An 18450-nucleotide genomic window follows, 5' to 3' on the forward strand; every position below is an offset into this window, starting at 1 on the left:
TATATCAACACATAGCATTCATTCACGCACAAACAGAGCACAAGTTTGCGCACATTGTATCAAGTTATAATAGCCGCCTTTTCGCCACTTTTATTAAAAAGTTTATTCGTAAGCAGTAATAAATAAAATCTATACAGACATGAATTCAAATATATCTGTCACCCCAAACGACCAAAGAACAGAAGGAATGAAGGAATCCCGAATCATTAACCGAAAGACTTTGAAAAACTAATTTCTTATCAGTCCAAATTCATTCGTTCTACTGTAGTTTCCCTTTCGTTCCACTATAGTTGGACGCAAGAAGCACTATAGTTCCTCTTGCGCCCAACTATAGTGGAACGAATAAATAAGGACCTCGAAAGACTTAATTATCCGGAATTACTGATCTAAGGATTCGGGTAATACATCCATAAAACTCAATTAGTAAAGAATAAGATAGTGGGGATAGCATTATCGGAGTTGCTCCCGATAATCTTTCGGCGTCATTCCGAATCGGCGGGTAAACTCTTTATAAAAATAGGAACGGCTGGAAATACCAACTTCAGCGATAACATCCTGAATAGAAAGTTCTTCATTCTGCAACAATCGTGCAGCCTTCTCCATCCGATAACTCTTTATCAAGTCACTGGGAGCCGCATTGGATATTTCTTTAAACTTGCGATAGAATTGACGCGGACTCATCGCCATACGGTCGGCAATTAAGGTTGATCCCAATTCTTCCTGGTCAAGATTTTGTTCTATCACTTGCAACAGTTTCCGGATAAAGTCCGCCTGTTCTTCTGTAGTACAAACAATGCGTCCGGCCCAGTCACCAAGCTCTTCCATATAAATCTGCTTTGCCTCCCGAGTACCGTAAATAGCTTTATTGACGGCTTCTTTCAAAAATATAATATCATAAGGAAGTACAATATATGAATCAGCCCACATAATCAATTCGCGCTGAATGGACGAACTTACTTTCCAACTTAACATTGGAATAAATGCCGTTTTCGAAAGTTGAGTACGATTCTTATTCACATATTCCAGGAAGTCACTCTCTGCTTTTGCATACATCAACATATCAACTAGTAACAAAGCAGGAGCCGATCTACGTATTTCTTCAAATGCAAGTTGTACACTTTTCACCGGACAAACAACAAATTCATCTGCTAAGAGATCACTTATCAGCCATACCATTTCATCCCTATCCTCCAGCAGAAGAACCGTTTTCTTCCCATGCTCTTCAGTCTCCTTGATGATAGCCGGTTCAAAGGCTAACGTCAATAAATGATCCTTTTCTCTGTCGGCATAGTGAAGCGTAACATTTAGCTGTCTCAAAGCCGCTTGCACAGAAAACAGTAATTGGCGGGTAGTTATCGCCTCTTCTGTTTCCTTACTATCTCTTCTTCCCTCTTCTTCCGAACCGGAAAGTTGCTTATATAATTCCTTCAGAGTATCATCTACAGCAGAGAACTGCAACAACATCCGTCCTTCCTCTTCCTTCACATCCACTACAATATCCGACTTATGTTTTACTCCGCCAATATAAAGGTAACACCAATAGAGCATACAGCGTAAAGCATTCTTATAAACAGGATAAACAAAGTGTTCTGGTATAGCAAGTTTTACAGAAGATATATCAACGCCCTGTCCTTCCAACACATGCAAGACTTCTATAGAGAGCTCTTTCATGCACATACAACCAGTAATCGCATATTCCGTAGGGAAAAATGACTTAAGTTCCTCTACAGCCAAAGTTCCCGAACGGAAAAGAGTTGCAATAACCGTCTCGTGTACCTGCTCCATAATTCTGAGACGCTGTTCATAAGGGAGATTTTCCGCACGCAACTGATCACAAGAGCGATAAATGGACGTAAAACGATTCAGTAACTCACGATTAAGACTGGCGGACTCCGGTAGAGCTTCATTGCTTTCTGCTGTCAACAGCCGCTGCATCATACGCTTCTGGAGAAAATATTTTCTTAATAAATGAATCAGATAACCGGCTATTAATATGAAAAACAGCAAGTAAATGACATAGGCTACCGTAGAAAGATACCAAGGCGGAAGAATGTACAAAGGGATAGAAAATACCTTATATTCCGTATTAAATACATCTTTCTTATAACGGACCTTTAAAACATAGCTACCCGAAGGTATTTCTAGATACGATGCTTCATTTATACTACTAAACGAGGTCCAGTCTTTATCAAATCCGTCCAGCATATAGGAGTACTCCACATCACCTCCAGTAAGAAAGTCTGGAACAACAAAAGAAAGGGAAAAAGAAGCCTTCGCTCCTTTAAAACTTAACGCTTTGCCACCATCGGTATAATAATCCCCCAGATTAACCTCCTTACGTCCAATCATTAGCTTACGCAATAATATGTTCGGATAGAATTCCGGAGCTGTCGCCACTTCCTTATCCAGATAAAGCAAACCGTCAATGCCTCCAAAGAAAAGACGTCCGGTATAAGGACATTGATAATAGGCATCATCACTAAACTCGCCCACCTGCACACCGGCGGCATAATAATAAGCATGCGAAGAAGTGTTTTTGGGATTATATTTAATAAGTCCACGATTAGTGCCAAGCCATAAAAAACCATTTGCATCCTCCAATATGCCATGAATCATATCATTAAGCAACCCTTGTTCTCTACCGATATAGGAGGCACTGATTTGTTCCTTATTAAAGGTCAAACACACTAGTCCCGATGTTGTTCCTACATACATCCTACCATCTTTAGCACGATGCAGGCTAAGTACATCATCAACAGATTTATGCAATATTTCTTTCAAAGAAATGACTTTATATTCTTCTGTCTGTTTATCAAATCGAATTAACCCTTTTTCCCGGCTTCCCAACCAAAGAATGGAATCTCCTTCAGCTAACATAGGATAAAACATGGTTATCTCTTTTTGTTCATAAAAGAAATGATAACGCTTTTGCGATTTGAGGTGAATCTCCCCTTGTTTCCTCTCCAATATCAATTTACGAAATCCGACCCCAGCCGTAACCGCATAGAGTACGCTGTCATTCTCTTCATAGATATCATGTATTTCGATAACAGGATCTGCAGACTTATCCTCAACACAATGCAAGGCTTTATCTGCAAAAGAATAATAAAACAGTCCGGGATTACCCGATCCTACCCAAAAGCCATCCATATAACGGCTTTGTTTTAATGAGTATGCTTGAAACTCTCTATTCCAACGGGTATAAGATGAGGCATCCTGCCTGCCTACTGGAGAGTAAACTGTAGTAGCAGAAGCATCCATACCACCTTCATAATCATGTACATGCAAAAGTCCATCTCCTTTCGTACCAAACCATAATCCGCCATATTTGTCTGTCATGACAGAACGTACCTGCCGACTTAGATTGGATGATAGTTTGCTAAGCATCAGATTAGTGGCTATCGAGTACTTCTTAGCGTACATGACAGCTCCCTGCCCATCAGAAGCTACCCAAAGAATATTCTGATGAGGATCGCGGAAAATATCATATATACGTACATTACGGTCCACCACTTCTTCTTCATATTTTTTCGAGGTGCGCAAACGTACTAAACCATTGGTTTGAAAAGCAATTATAATGTCTTCATAAAAAGGAACAATTCCCACAACTTTCCCATATCGTTGCACCAACGAAGAAAGGTTACGAATATAGATTTTAGACCTTCTGGAAATATCATATACATAAAGATCCCGCTCTGCATCCACAAAACAGAGAATGCCATTCTGATAAAATACATTATCGATAGGTTTTGCATGAAAATCAGAAGATGAAACAGTAGGATGGACAGACAATGTATCCCGGTCAAAGCCATCTAATGAACATTGAATCAGACTACCTGTATTCCGTGGAAAAGTCCATAAGACACCATCATCCGTGACAAAAGCACGCTGATCCATATTCTCGACAGGAGTCTCTATATTTTTGAGATGGACAAACTTTTTATGATAAGTATTATAATAAAAGATTCCTTCATCGCTTACTACCCAAGTATCTCCTTTCGGATTGGAATGCAGATAATAATCACCTGTAAAATCATAATATCCCACTACCTGACGCGAATCTTGCGAAAAACGATTAACTCCCAAATGTGTAGTAATCCACAAACAACTGCTATCTGCCTGCTGAATAGAATGAATGACATTGTTACTCAACGTCTTTTTCATTGAGAAATCAGAACGAAAGACCTCGATACCTTTCCCATCATAACAATTCACGCCATCATAAGTGCCAAACCACATCAGCCCTGCTTTATCCTGATAGAGGCAAAGCACAGCACTATTAGAAAGCCCTTGTTGATAATCGACTTTCCGAAAAAGATAAGCATCTTTACCCGCATCAGCCCAACAGACCAACGAACCAATAAATGTAAAAAGGCATAATATCAGACATCTTCTCATTATATTAATAGCAAGTGTTATTGTTCATGTCTTATTAGATAAAGCGGGAACAAATATACTAAATATAATATAAATGAGACATTAATAAGTAAGAAAAGTAACAAAAGCCATCGGATAGACCATTAGAAAGCTGATACAAATGTTTGGCCTAAATCCAAATATTATTCTACACGCAATTCCCACAAAAAGGGAAGTACGGACGTACGATAAAGAGTTGGATGAAATAGAATCACCATCAAAAAACACGACTTTACCTGATGGTGATTCTATATAAAATCAATGATTTAACTCTAAGATAAATTCATCATCTTCTCTCACAATATACCCCGAACTCTGCAATGGAGGTAGTACCATTAGAGTTTAAGACAGTCATTCGTACCGCATCTCCCCAAACCGTATCGAAACGGTGGATTTTCACACGCAGACCGGTAGGAGCCTTACCTTCGTAAAGGGGTTTCCATGTACCACCCGCACGGTATTCCAGACGGTATTCCTGCAAACGGTCATTGTTACGATCCGTAATAACCACCATATTGAAAGATTTCTCGCGCTCAAAAGTAACCGAATACCAGGGCACTTTCACTTCAGGATTAGAATTCCAGCAGGTCCCGAAATCATCGTCATTGGCAAAGTCCATGATAGCATAGTCACTGCTCCATGTACCTTCGGCAGGCTGATATTTGGCAATGTTGGAAGATATAATAGGAGCATCCGCTTCGGGAACCGTTGCTACACGACCGTCGTTCTTCCACAGTTTACCTATTTCCTTCAGAGCTTTCAAGGCGTTGGCATCCATCAAGCCGTCTCTGTTGGGAGCTACGTTCAGGATAAAGTTACAGTAGGATTTGCCCATCGGGATGATATTATCATTGACCATTTGTGCCGGAGACTTCACAGGGGTAGTCGGGAAACTTTCTTTCCAGAACCAGTTCTGCTGTAACGGCAGGCAAGACAAGGCAGGCAGACGGTTGGTATCTTTCGAGATATGCTGTCCGGCTCCTTGTTCGTAAGACTTGATGTCCGTGTAAAACAAAGCCTCGGCAGGATATTTCGCTGCATTCAAATCCATCACCAGACAGTTGGGCTGGATTGATTTGACCAGACGATAAATATCTTCAAAAGGTACGTCATCGTAAGAGATACGTGACCACGGGGCATCCCAACCGTCAATGATCAAAGCTGTTATTTCACCATAGTTGGTCAACAGTTCGCGAAGTTGCTCCTTGATCATTTCGATATGCTGCGGAGTTATACACTTGGGACGCAGCCGGGCATGCGTATCGAGGATCGAATAATAGAGCATCACTTTCATCCCTTCGGCACGGAATGCGTCGGCATATTCTTTTACCACGTCACGTTTGAACGGGCTGCTCATTACACTATAATCGGTCGTTTTAGTATCCCATATACAGAAACCGCTATGATGTTTCGTTGTCAGACATCCGTAGGTCATGTTGGCTGATTTTGCCGCTTTTGCCCATTGTTTGCAGTCCATCCTGACAGGGTTGAAAAGCTCGGGAGCAGCATCCGGGTCCGGCCAGTCCTCATTAAAGAAGGTCGGCATGTTGAAATGAATGAACATACCACAGCGTAAATCAACGAATTCCTGTTGCAGCTGGTGCAACGACTTAGTTTGAGCATTCAGGCATAACACCGAAGTTACACCCAGGATCATCAGTAAAAACAGTCTTTTCATCATCTATTCATTTATTAATTATTAATTAGTTAAGTACGTTAGCATCATTAGCTTATACTATCTTATTCACATTCATTCTCAGTCTCTCTGATACTTCATCCACATTCCACCTTTCGAAGTGGCTTCCGTATCGGGACACAAAAGATAGATGTAGAATTTATCTCCTGCACTCTGACGGTCGTGACGAACAACAAAAAGCCCTTTCTCATTGAACCAGGTATCTATCAGGTCTTTACAGTAGGCATTTATCTCAGCTACTTCAGTCGCGTTAAGAGTACCGCCGCCGCAAGTCTGTCCGCTGCCGGATATGTTCTTAAACAAGACACGGTCTTTATCGGAATTATTCATCAGGATGCTTGCTCCTTCTTCACTGCTCGGGAAAGCGAGGTTTGCAAACCACCATGTCCAGATAACGAGCGGTCTTTGCTTCGCGCTTCCACTCCATCCGAAATCATAGCTCATGGCATTTATATCGGCGATTGTTCCACCGGAGCTTGTAGCCTGTCCGCCTGTTCCCGCCCATATTTCATCGCAAGCGGCACCATGATCCTGCGCTTTTCCGAGTGTGAATTTTCCTCCGGAAGTCACATAGTCGAAGTCATTGACCGCTCCCTTGTTGGAGGTCAGGGTTACATTTGACATACCGTCTACCGCCACCGCATCACCGGTGCAATCAATGGCTTTGAAGGCATAAGTGGCTCCGTTCACCGATTTAATCTGTTCTACCGGCGTGTCCAGTTTGAAGATTTGCCCTTCTTTCGTCAGTTTAGATTCATAATATTGCGTATGGCCGTTCGCATCGCTTCCATCCTTGTTTTCAATCGTTATTACCTTGACAGAAAGATCATTGACACCATTCAGTACCAAGCCATAATAACCGATAAAATTGCCGGAAGCGTCACAGATGGACTGATTATCCAATAAGTTTTTCTCAAAGAGTTCGGTAAAGTCCGCTTTTGAAGCAACTTTACCATCGATGTATGCCTGTGTAGTCGGCTGCAGTTCAATGGTATTGCCGGTAGATTCACCGTATAAGTTCAGTTGTGGCGCCTCTCCTTCTGCCGGAATCTCTGATACGACAAACTTGGTATCTGCAAATTCACTACCCAGGTTTTGCAGATGGACATCGCAATTCTCAATATCCAGTGCCACTTCCTTGCCTTTGGCAGAGAATGATGTTTTTCCTTCTACCGCCATCTCCAGAAAGTCCGAATCCAGTGTCACTGTTCCGTCTTCATGAAACTGGAAGTAAAACTCGTGCCCCTGATAGTCAGCTTTCCAACAGCCATCAGCTGTGCCATACAATATTTCTTTAACGGAGGAAGCCTTCAGACGGTCACCATCTCCGTAGCCCACGTCATTCAAATCCAAGGTATTGCAACTCCAAAAGCTCGTGCACAGCACAGCTAATGCAAATAATACTTTCTTCATCATAGTTGTTTTTTAAAGGTTGCTCTATTAGTTATTTTGCAGGAACACTTCCACCTCTGTCTTGTATTCGTTCCAGAGTTCTTCCATCGTAAGGTCCGGGTAGCTCTCCTTCAGGATATACTTCACCGCATCCTCCAGGCTCCACTGGTTGGTCAGTTCGTCCATCAGCACCGTCCACGGCAACATACGTACGAAGTCGCCATTATAAAGACGCAGCCAACTCATAAAAGCACCGGAAGTATTATAGTCAACCTGCCAGACAAAGTATTTATCACTCTGCGGATTCCGGTAAGACTTGGCGATAGCAGCCTGATATTCTTCTTTTTGCGTAGCCAGAATATATCCTTTGCTCGCTACTTTCACAGCGTCCGGCCATCCTTCCTGATATCCCTGCCGGTCACAATCCTGCACACCTTCCATGATATATTTTCCTTGTTTGGGCATCCACTGCACGCAGTGTCCCATCTCGTGCATAAACACATGCTGCATGTCCGGCAGTTTCCACCACGCATCGTTCGGATTGCTTTCCGAAGCCGGATAAACAATACCTCTTCCTTCGTTATGGGTGGGGTAATCTATCGCATACGCTCCTCCGGTCTGGTCTTTCTTGATAAAGACACGCAGTTTGCTGTAAGGGTCGAAAGCCAGATTATAGGGGTCGAATGACATAGCCGCACAATCCATATAATACCATTTCCGGAACTCTTCCTGAGTAGCAGCCTCATCTCCGTTACCTATCAGATTATACAATGCAGAAACGGGACGTATCTCCGAATCACTCTCAAAGGAAATCTGAACTTGTGTCGCCTGGCTGGTTTTAAAATACTGCCAGGCAGCATAGTTCATATCCACTTGAAGTTCATACTTATCCGCCTGATCGCTCAGATTCGTCCAGTCACTTGTCTGCCGGGCACCGTCGGCATCTTTGTAGATAGAACGGAAACGAAGTTCCTCTACACCGTAACGGTCTGTAACCACTACTGTACGATATTTACTCAGACGCAGAGTGGTCGGCTCGTTGCCATAATCCCGCCTTTTCACAGTCAGGTTGCCAAAATCACCGACATTCGGGATCATGACGCGCTTTATCTTTTTGCCGGAGAGCAGGGAGTTGAATTCTACTTCCACTCCCACATATTCATCTCTCTTTTCCCAGCCAGAGTTACTGCCGTCCCACGTGAGGTAAAGTTCATTCAGCACCTCATCATATTTCGCCTCTTTGAGAGGGGCAGCCGCATATCCGGCTACGGTATTCCCGTCTTTCAGTACAGGCTGATAATCTTTATAGATGTCAGGAGTTGCGAAGCTGTCTTCCTCACCGTAGCAGGCAGCCAGTGTCAGTGAGACAAACAACCCGAAAGCTATATCTTTCCAATGTTTCATAATCTTCTTGTTTAAGCGTTATTGTTCGAATATCGTATTACCATCCTAAGTTTTGTACCAGTGACGGGATACGACGGAGGTCATCATAAGGTATCGGCATGAAATATTGCTTTTTCGTAAATGCTACACGAGTCTCAAAAGAGGTCCTTTCGAAGAATGCCGGATAATCCTTGTCCATATTCATACCGTATACTTTGCCTCCTTCGCCTCCGGTGTGATATGCCGGATAGATCCAATGTTCGGGATCATTCTGTCCTTCCGCCACTTTCCAGCGACGCACATCGAAATAGCGGTTCCATTCGAAGACTAGTTCAACCAAACGTTCGCGGCGGATACGGTTCAGCAGATCGGTCTGTGTCTTCGGACAGGTTATTTTGCCGGCTGTTGCGGTAAATGTATATTCGGGGATGCCTGCACGGACACGGATTTTATTCAGATAAGTCAGGGCATTGTCGAGATCGCTGCACATACAAAGTGCTTCGGCATATCCCAAATACATATCTGCCAGACGAAGTACCGGAGAGAAGTGTTTCGAGCCGTTGTTGTTAGAAGCTTTCGCACCCCGACGGATCAAGTATCCCGAATCCGGACAGTCGCCGGAGGCTTTGGACTTGCCGCAGGTTCCGTTTGCACCGTTGGTGAAGTCTGTGCGCATTTCCTCATTGTACTTACCTTCGTTCAGCCAGATAGAGCCGCTATAGGTAATATTCACATAAAAGCGCGGTTCACGGTCTTTCCACTGTTTCAGCACTTTGGACTTATCGGCGTCAAAGTAAAGACGGGAAGGGTTATTGGGGTCATAATATCTTCCGGATGTGAAGTTGTTGGCGCTCGGTATGCCCTCGAATTTGTCATAGCCGGGATCTTCTTCGATGGTCAGTCCGTCTTTCGTAAAGAACAGGTCTACCGTTTCCTGTGTTGTATAATAGCCACCGCCGCCAGTCACATCGGTATCCTGGAAGTCGGTAAACTTAGGGCATACCCAGTAGGTATAGTCGTACAAATCTCTCAGTTTCACAAAAATCAGTTCATCAACAGCTTCCCAGGTTGTGGTGAAAAACTCGCCCGCAGCCCTGCACGAAGCATAAGGGTCTAGTTTTCCATTCGTATAGACCTCGGTCAGCTTGTATCCCTGTCCGGTTGCGAAGGTCATAAACCGTTCATATGCATCGCGTGCCTGAGCCCATTTGGAGTTATCTTCGGTCTGAGGGAAAAGTTGTTTGCCGTCTTTATTCTTGACTGACGCCTGATCCGTATTTCCGTTGAAAAGCGGACTTGCCCAATAGAGGTACAGCTTTGCCTTGAGTGCCATACAAGTGGCGACATCCATACGTCCCAGGTTTGCCTTTCCGGCTCTCTGGAGCAAATCGCCGGAATCAATGGCGCTCTGCAATTCCGTAGCAATGAAGTTTACGCATTCATCTACCGAATTACGTTCTTTAATCAGTTCTTCCAAGGAAGCGTCCAAAGGAATGGGATCTTCGCCAATCAACGGAATGGGACCGTAAAGGCGCAGCAATTCAAAATAATAGTATGCCCGCAATGCACGTGCTTCCGATTTCCACTTTCCACGTGTAGAGGCGGCGGCTTCTGTACATTTATCTACGTTCTGGATGAACGTACTTGCTTTGGCTATTGCCTGATAGTACTTTGAAAAGTATTCACTTGCCTGAGCTGAAGCGGAGTTAAAGGAGCCGTTGGTCCATTCCGCATACGTTTTGTTCCAGCGGTTTGCTCCGTCCAACGATGCTTCCGTAAAGATACCTCCGTAGGTGTTCGGATGAATGGCATCTGTCACTTCACGCACGTAGCTGTATACATTGTTCAGATATTCTTCCGTCCTTTGCTTGGAGGCAAACGTTTCGTCCAGTCCAAACTGCACACCGGGAATCGGTTCAAAGAAATCACTGCAAGCAGTCAGTCCGACACACATCGATGCAGCCAACAGGTATTGTTTTATTCTATTCTTCATAACGATTATTTGACTTTAGGGTTAAAAACTAAACTTGACTCCGACCGAATAGCTGGATACATTCGGATAAGCTGTTCCATTACTTGAGTTCAGCTCCGGATCCCACAGCTTGAAGTTAGAGAAGGTAAGCAGATTCGTACCCATGAGGTAGACGCTTGCACTTTTGAGGAAACATCTGTCCAGCAGCTTTTTCGGTATATTATAGGATATGTTCAGTTGCTTCAGACGCAGGAAGCTGACGTCTTTCACCCACCACGAACTTTTCTGAACATTATTCGTGTTGGCGTCACTGCCGACATACATGCGCGGATAGAACACATCTTGATTGGTCGGATCGTCGGGACTCCAGCGGTCGTGGATGTTGGCAAAGACATTGTCACGGCCTTCGTCATCCCAGAAAGGCTTGATACAAATGCCGTCCAGATAGCGGTCGGCCTGTCCGGTTCCCTGAAACAGGGCGCTGATAGAAAAGTCTCCGATCTGTAGGTCAGCACCGAATCCGTAATAGATTCTGGGGACATCACCGCGTCCGATGACGGTCTTGTCATAGTTGTCGATCACCCCGTCTCCGTTCAAGTCACGGTATTTGATATCGCCTACATGTACTGTCCCGAACTGGGTAGCATGGTCTTCAATCTCCGCCTGACTGGTAAAGAGCCCATCGGCTATGAATCCCCAAGTCGCATTTACATTCGTACCGCGTGTCTCCATCCAAGGATAGTCTACCGGCGGTTCGTCGTTCTCTATAATCTTGTCTTTATTGAAAGTCAGATTGCCACGTACCGTAAGGAATGTCTTCTTACCCAGCCGTTGTGTATAGTCCATCGCCAGCTCTATACCTTTATTTTCTACGACACCCAGATTAGCATAAGGGTTTTCGATCCATCCGGCGTAGCTGGGGATTGTACTGCGTTGCAGGAAGATGTTGTCGCGACGTTCCTTGAAAAAGTCGACTACAAAGGACAGATTATCATTCAGGAACTTGATATCGATACCCAAGTCTTGCTTTCTGGATTTAGACCAAGTGACATTCACACCATACTTTTCTTCTCCATAACCGTTGGCACTTGTATAATTGGTTCCGAACATGGTTCCTGTCAGACCGGTGAACACCCCCTGATACATGAAGCGTCTGCCTGTTGCGGTATCACTGCCGACCCATCCGTCCGTATAGCGGAATTTGAGGAAGGAAATGTATTTGCGGACCGGATTCCAGAAAGATTCATTGGAGACTGCCCATCCCAGACCAAAAGCAGGGAAGACACCATAACGCTTGCCCGGACTGAAGTTCTCCGAACCATTGATACCGAGATTGAATTCTGCGAAGTAACGGTCGTTCCATGAATAAGTAGCACGTCCGGCAAAACCGCGTTGCTTGTAAGGCATACCGCCAATGACATCCGTCGCATTCAAATCCCAATATACTTTCTGATTGTAAAGCAACAGACCTCCTACCCGATGAGCACCGAAACTACGATCATAGTTCAAGGATGCTTCTGTATACACCGTGCGGCTGCTCCATTGCTCCGGTGTCTGAAGTGACAGGCTACCATCCGCTTCTTTCAGCACCGAGTAGAGGTAATCGCCTGTTTCTTCATCAAACAAGGTGTCTTCTATCCAGATTCCGTTTTCATCCGTTTTACCGGCAAAGGTGTACATCGGTTCATTCCGGTTATACTTTCTCTTACGTGAATTGTAAGTATCGAAAGCTACCATGGCAGAAGCGGAAAGTCCTTTGCTCCACTTCCAGAAATCCAAGTCCTGCTTCACGCGGATATTAGAATTTAACTGGCTGGAAAATTCATCATAATAACCTCCGCGAGCCAGCAGACCGTAAGGGTTGAACTTTTGCTGTGAGTTGATACCGGACACGGTACCGTTGGGCAGCAACAAAGGATAAATAACCGGATTCACATCCATACAGGCTGCGTACAGCGAACTGGTGCTGCTCTGCGGATAGTGTCCCTGTCCCAGATAACCGGAAAAACCCAGATCAACCGTCGTCTTGGAAGTCGGCTTCAGATTCAGGTTGGAGGTGAAGTTATAACGGTCATACTTCATCTGAGTATTGTAGTTCTCCAGCTTGAAGTTGCGGGTCATACCGGTTTCTCCGTAGTAACTCAATGAAGCATAATAGTTTGCATTAGGTACACCACCACGGATATTAATATTCCCGCGACGGTTGTGTCCCCAGTCATTGAACAGGTTATCTGCCCAGTCGATGGCCGGATACAGGTAAGGATTATACAATCGGGGATTGTCATTCGGCAATAAACCGTTGGCCTTCTTTGTCGCTTCAATATAAGCAGCCGAATATTTAAGTGTACCGCTTGTATTCATCTGCGCCTCGTTGCGTGCATCCATGTAAGTGTAGGCATCTGCCATATCTACTTTCTTGGTCAGGCGGGTAAAACTTTCGTAATAGTCCACACTAAACTGCGGTTTGCCTACTTTACCGGGTTTGGTTTTCACAATCACGACTCCGTTGGCACCACGTACACCATATACTGCAGTTGCGGAAGCGTCTTTCAGCACTGTAAACGATTCGATATCTTCAGGGTCGATATTGTTGAAACTACGTTCTACCCCATCAACGAGCACAAGGGGACTGGAACTCTGTCCGAGCAAGGAAGATAAACCACGAATCCAGATATCCGATTCATCGTGACCGGGTTCGCCGCTACGCTGAACGGCAACCACCCCGGCAATGCGTCCGGAAATAGCAGAAGACAGACTTGCAGCAGGCATCTTAATGTCTTTCACATCCATCGTAGACTGAGCGCCTACCACGGATACTTTACGCTGATTGCCGTAACCCACTACTACCACTTCATCCAGTGACGACACATCTTCCACCAAAACGACATCTACGATTTTTTGCTTTGCTACCTTTACCTCTTGCGGCTTATATCCTATATAAGATATGAGCAGAATAGGATTCCCTGTTGAAAGCTTCAAGGTATACTGACCATTCATATCGGTAATGGTACCATTCGTTGTACCTTTTTCCTGAACACTCACCCCTATGAGCAGTTCTCCTTTTTCATCAGAGACACGGCCTGTGACGGAACTTCCTTGCGCCCATACTGTTACACTACACGTAAGTAACAATAGCAGTAGCCATAATGACCTGATGCGATGTTTTTTCATTCCAAACAAATTCATACTACTTGTTTTTAATTAATAATAATAAGGTTACCAAATACGTTTAATACGTTGACGCAAATTAAAGGAATAACCAAAGAAATGAGATACTCCTGTGCGCCAAAAAACAGAGAAGAGAAAAAATGTCTGTTTAAAGTACAGATGGTAAAATAGAGTACTGGATAATACCCTATATATCAGAATAATAAATAATGGAAAACAAAAGAGAGTACAAAGGAGACCAACCTTAAAAAGCAGCACAGATCAGCATGGGAATTTATTTCTTGGCAACTAATACCAGACCGCTTCCTGGCTGTTCACTCCTGATTTTTATGAGTGTCATTCCCTAAAAGCTTCTCTCTATATACCTTAGGAGTTACGCCAAACTTACGGGTAAACTCTTTGTAGAAGTAAGCACGACTGGATATACCTACATCGGAAATTACATCCTGAATAGACAGTTCCTCGTTCTGCAACAAACGGGCGGCCTTCTCCATCCGGTAATCTTTAATCAAATCGCTGGGTGACATACCCGAAATCTCCTTAAACTTCCGGTAGAACTGACGGGAACTCATCAACATTTGTTCTGCCACAAACGTGGAGCCCAAATCTTCACGATCCAGATTCTGCTCCATGACCTGCAAGAACTTCCTGACAAAATCCGCCTGCTCCGTAGTGGTACAAACAATAGAATCTGCCCAGCCTTCCAGGTCTTCCATATAAATCTGTCTGGCTTCCCGCTTGCCATAAATCACTTTATGGATCGTTTCTTTCAGGAATGGTATATCATAAGGAAGAACAATATAAGAATCTGCCCATAGAATCAACTCCCGCTGCATAGACGCACTGACTTTCCATGTCAACATCGGAATAAACGCTGTCCTCGACAACATAGAACGATTCTTATTGACATACTTTATAAAAGTACTTTCCGCATCGGCATACATAAGCATATCCACCAGAAATAAAGTCGGTGCGGACTTATGCATCTCGTCAAATGCCAACTGCACACTCCGCACTGAACGGACTTCATACTCATCGGAAAGTAACGCACTGATCAACCAGACGATCTCTTCCCTGTCTTCCAACAACAAAACTGTTTTTCTCACTTCATTCTGCTCTGCCACAACAACCGGATCAAATGTGATAGTCAACTGATTATCCTGCCCTACAGGGGTTATATAGCGCATCACACTATTCTGCTGCTTCAATGCAGAAAACACGAAACGTTGCATGGTCCGTATCCTGAACATATCATCCGAATCTTTCGCCCTGATAGACAAGAGTTCTTCTCCGGACAATACATCCTTCAATCCTTTCACTGTTTCATCCGGAGAAACAAATGTCAGCATCATACAACCTGCTTCTTCTGTCACCGTCACCGATACCTTCTCTGTCTTACAACTGGAAATATAAAGGTAACTGAAATAAAGGATACAACGTAACGCATTCTTATAGGCGGGATAAGTGAAATTTTCCGGAATGTCTAACTGTATCGAAGAGACATCATGGCCTTCTTTTTCAAGTACTTGAAGCACCTCTTCCGCCATCTTCAAAAGAGACAAACGCCCCGAAACCGAAAAATGCAGCGACGACAACAAACGGAAACATTCATCACCCAACCCACACCCAAAGAGCAAGGACATCACGGATTCACGAATCTGACCTATTTTCTCTGCATGTCCTTCAGAGGAGATATTCTTGTCGTTTAGCTGATCACAAGCCTGATAAATGAGAGTACAAGTATTGAGCACCTCACGCGCCTGATAACTATCCGCCGCCAGAGATATATTTCGATTTTCCGACTCCAGCAGTTTCTTCATCATCCGTTCATGACGAAAATACTTGCGGAAAAGATGAATCACATACATTACCAATACGATACCCAATAGTATATAAACAATGTACGCATACACTGTGCGATACCAAGGGGGCAGAATGTGTACGGGAATCGTGAAGGTCTTGTATTCTGTAGCAAACACATCTTTCTTATAGCGAACCTTAAACAGATAATCTCCGGACGGGACGCTGAAATAGGATGCTTCATTCACACTGCTGAAAGCTCCCCAGTCCTTATCATAACCTTCGAGCATATACGAGTATTCCACATCGCCACCACTGGCATAATCAGGTACAACAAAGAATAAAGAAAACGAAAGATTGGCTCCCTGCATCCGCAGCCCTTTCCTGTCCGGCAAATAATGGTCTTGCAAATTGACAAATGTCTTTTCTATGATCAGCTTACGCAATAATATTTCCGGATAATATTCCGGTGCTGCCGACACCTTCTTATCAAGGTAGAGCAATCCGTCGATTCCTCCGAAGAAAAGACAACCGGTATATGGACAACGGTAATATGCATCATCGCTAAACTCTCCTATCTGAATGCCTCCGCTGTAATAATAGGCATGAGAAAATGAATTTTCCGGATTGAATTTGATCAGTCCGCGATTCGTACCCAGCCACAGCAGCCCGTTGGCATCTTCCAGAATACTATGAATCATGTCATTAAGCAACCCTTGTTCACGACCGATATAATCCGCTTCCAGTTTGCGTTCTTTAAAAGTAACGCGCACCAAGCCGGAGGTAGTGCCCACATACAATTGCTCTCCATGCCAGTGCAAACAGAGAATATCGTCAACAGATTTATGCAGAATCTCATTCAGGGAATAGATCTGATACTCTTCCGTTTTCCGGTCAAAACGTATCAATCCCTTTTGCCTGCTTCCCAGCCACAACAGGGAATCTCCTTGTGGCACCATACTATAAAAGAGGTTAAGCTCTTGTTGCTCATGGTAAAAACGATAATTCTTCCACGATTTGATTTGAACGTCCTGCTTACTGTTATCTACTATTACTTTATAAAAACCTTTACCCGAAGTCGCCAGATAAAGGACACTGTCACTTTCCTCAAAGATGGAATGCACTTCTGCCACTTCTCCTCCAGTTCCTGTTTCCCTATTTGAAAGTTCATGCAACTTTCCATTATCAAAAGAATAATAGCACAAGCCCGAAGAGCCGGTTCCAACCCAGAATCCATTCCTATAACGGCTCTCCAACATGGAGTATACCTGAAATTCCCTGTTCTGCTTGACATACGACATCGCATTCTGCTTTTTATCCAGCGAGTAAACCTCTGTGTTGGATGCGTGTACCCCGTCCCGATAGTTTTTCACATGCAGCAGCCCGTCTCCCTTTGTTCCAAACCAAAGTCCCCCGTATTTGTCGGTCATTATCGACCTTACCTGACGGGTCAAATTAGGTGAGAAACTGTTTAACATCAGATTAGTGGCAATAGAATACTTCTTGGAATACATAATGGCTCCTTGCCCGTCGGTTCCTACCCACAGTACCCCTTGCCGGGAGTCATTATAAATACCATAGATACGCATATTCTGATCGATAATCTCCTCTGCATACTTTTGAGAAAGACGCAAGCGAATCAGACCATTCGTCTGGAATGCGATAACAATATCCTCATAGAAAGGTACAATTCCCGTTATTTGCCCATATTTATGAACCATCTCACCAATGTTACGGATGTAAATCTTAGACTTTCTTGATATATCATACACAAAAAGATCATAATCCGAATCATAGAAACAGAATACACCATTCTGATAGCAGACATACTGTATCTGCTTGGAGTGAAAATGTGAGGGAGTAGTAGTGAGACGCGTAGACAAGGTATCCTGATCGAAAGAGTTTAAAGAGAAACGATACAGGTCACCGCTTTCATAAGGGAAAAGGTATAATTCACCTTCGTCGGTAACAAACGCGCGAACATCTACTTTCAGCATTTTAATATCGGGCATCGGAATCCGCACAAAACGGCGATGGTGGGTATTGTAATAGGCAATCCAGTCATAACTCAACGCCCATGTATTACCTGCATGGTTGGAATGAATCACGAAATCAGTGTCAAATTCGTAATTGCAGATTACCTGCCGTGAATCCTTCGAAAAACGATTGGCTCCCAAATGTGTAGTTATCCATAAGCAACTGCTGTCTGCCTGCTGAATAGAATGAATAATGTTATTGCTCAGCGTCTTTTGTTCCGAAAAGTCTGAACGAAACACTTCCATACTTTTCCCATCGTAACAATTTACCCCATCATAGGTACCAAACCACATCAATCCCTCATTATCCTGAAAAAGACAAAGTACAGCGCTATTGGACAATCCCTGCTGGTAGTCCACCTTTTGGAAAAGATAGGCATCCTTTACATTGTCAGCTATGCTAATCAATGGACAAATCAATGTGATAAAAACTAGAATCAGGCGTATTCTCATAGCATTTTGGAAAGTAATCAGATAATAATATGCACAAAGGTATATTTTCGGTAGCAAATTACCAAAAGTTTTTTTCGCCTTCAGCGGTTACAAACCTCACATTAACAAATAGGTATCTCAGAAAGACATGAAAA

The 18450-nt window shown here is 43.7% G+C and carries 7 protein-coding genes; all 7 read right to left on the minus strand.

The window, feature by feature from the left end:
- Positions 1-450: 450 nt before the first annotated feature.
- Positions 451-4398, minus strand: coding sequence for a helix-turn-helix domain-containing protein (locus DW640_RS08310; RefSeq protein ID WP_048694989.1), 3948 nt, complete (start codon positions 4396-4398; stop codon positions 451-453).
- A 304-nt stretch (positions 4399-4702) separates the two neighbouring features.
- Positions 4703-6094, minus strand: a complete 1392-nt coding sequence (locus DW640_RS08315) for an alpha-L-fucosidase (protein ID WP_008764196.1) — start codon at positions 6092-6094, stop codon at positions 4703-4705.
- 78 nt (positions 6095-6172) lie between these two features.
- Entirely contained in the window at positions 6173-7528 is a 1356-nt protein-coding gene (locus tag DW640_RS08320; protein ID WP_224200590.1) for a hypothetical protein, read from the minus strand.
- 24 nt (positions 7529-7552) lie between these two features.
- Positions 7553-8908, minus strand: a complete 1356-nt coding sequence (locus DW640_RS08325) for a basic secretory protein-like protein (RefSeq protein WP_008760873.1) — start codon at positions 8906-8908, stop codon at positions 7553-7555.
- A gap of 37 nt (positions 8909-8945) precedes the next feature.
- Positions 8946-10880: a RagB/SusD family nutrient uptake outer membrane protein gene (locus DW640_RS08330; RefSeq protein ID WP_016269470.1), complete on the minus strand. Its 1935-nt coding sequence runs from the start codon at positions 10878-10880 to the stop codon at positions 8946-8948.
- Between the two features lie 21 nt (positions 10881-10901).
- A complete protein-coding gene (locus DW640_RS08335) occupies positions 10902-14045 on the minus strand; it encodes a TonB-dependent receptor (protein WP_008760872.1) in 3144 nt (1047 codons plus the stop codon).
- A gap of 296 nt (positions 14046-14341) precedes the next feature.
- Positions 14342-18316 (minus strand): two-component regulator propeller domain-containing protein, encoded by a 3975-nt coding sequence (locus tag DW640_RS08340; RefSeq protein WP_048695110.1) that lies wholly within the window; start codon positions 18314-18316, stop codon positions 14342-14344.
- Positions 18317-18450 lie beyond the last annotated feature (134 nt).

This window comes from Bacteroides sp. AM23-12 (assembly GCF_003434395.1).
GTDB classification, from domain to species: Bacteria; Bacteroidota; Bacteroidia; order Bacteroidales; family Bacteroidaceae; genus Bacteroides; species Bacteroides thetaiotaomicron.

Excerpts from the sequence above, each read along its gene's own strand:
- DW640_RS08310 (WP_048694989.1), bottom strand. The coding sequence starts at position 4,398 with ATGAGAAGATGTCTGATATTATGCCTTTTTACATTTATTGGTTCGTTG.
- DW640_RS08315 (WP_008764196.1), bottom strand. The coding sequence starts at position 6,094 with ATGAAAAGACTGTTTTTACTGATGATCCTGGGTGTAACTTCGGTGTTA.
- DW640_RS08320 (WP_224200590.1), bottom strand. The coding sequence starts at position 7,528 with ATGATGAAGAAAGTATTATTTGCATTAGCTGTGCTGTGCACGAGCTTT.
- DW640_RS08325 (WP_008760873.1), bottom strand. The coding sequence starts at position 8,908 with ATGAAACATTGGAAAGATATAGCTTTCGGGTTGTTTGTCTCACTGACA.
- DW640_RS08330 (WP_016269470.1), bottom strand. The coding sequence starts at position 10,880 with ATGAAGAATAGAATAAAACAATACCTGTTGGCTGCATCGATGTGTGTC.
- DW640_RS08335 (WP_008760872.1), bottom strand. The coding sequence starts at position 14,045 with ATGAATTTGTTTGGAATGAAAAAACATCGCATCAGGTCATTATGGCTA.
- DW640_RS08340 (WP_048695110.1), bottom strand. The coding sequence starts at position 18,316 with ATGAGAATACGCCTGATTCTAGTTTTTATCACATTGATTTGTCCATTG.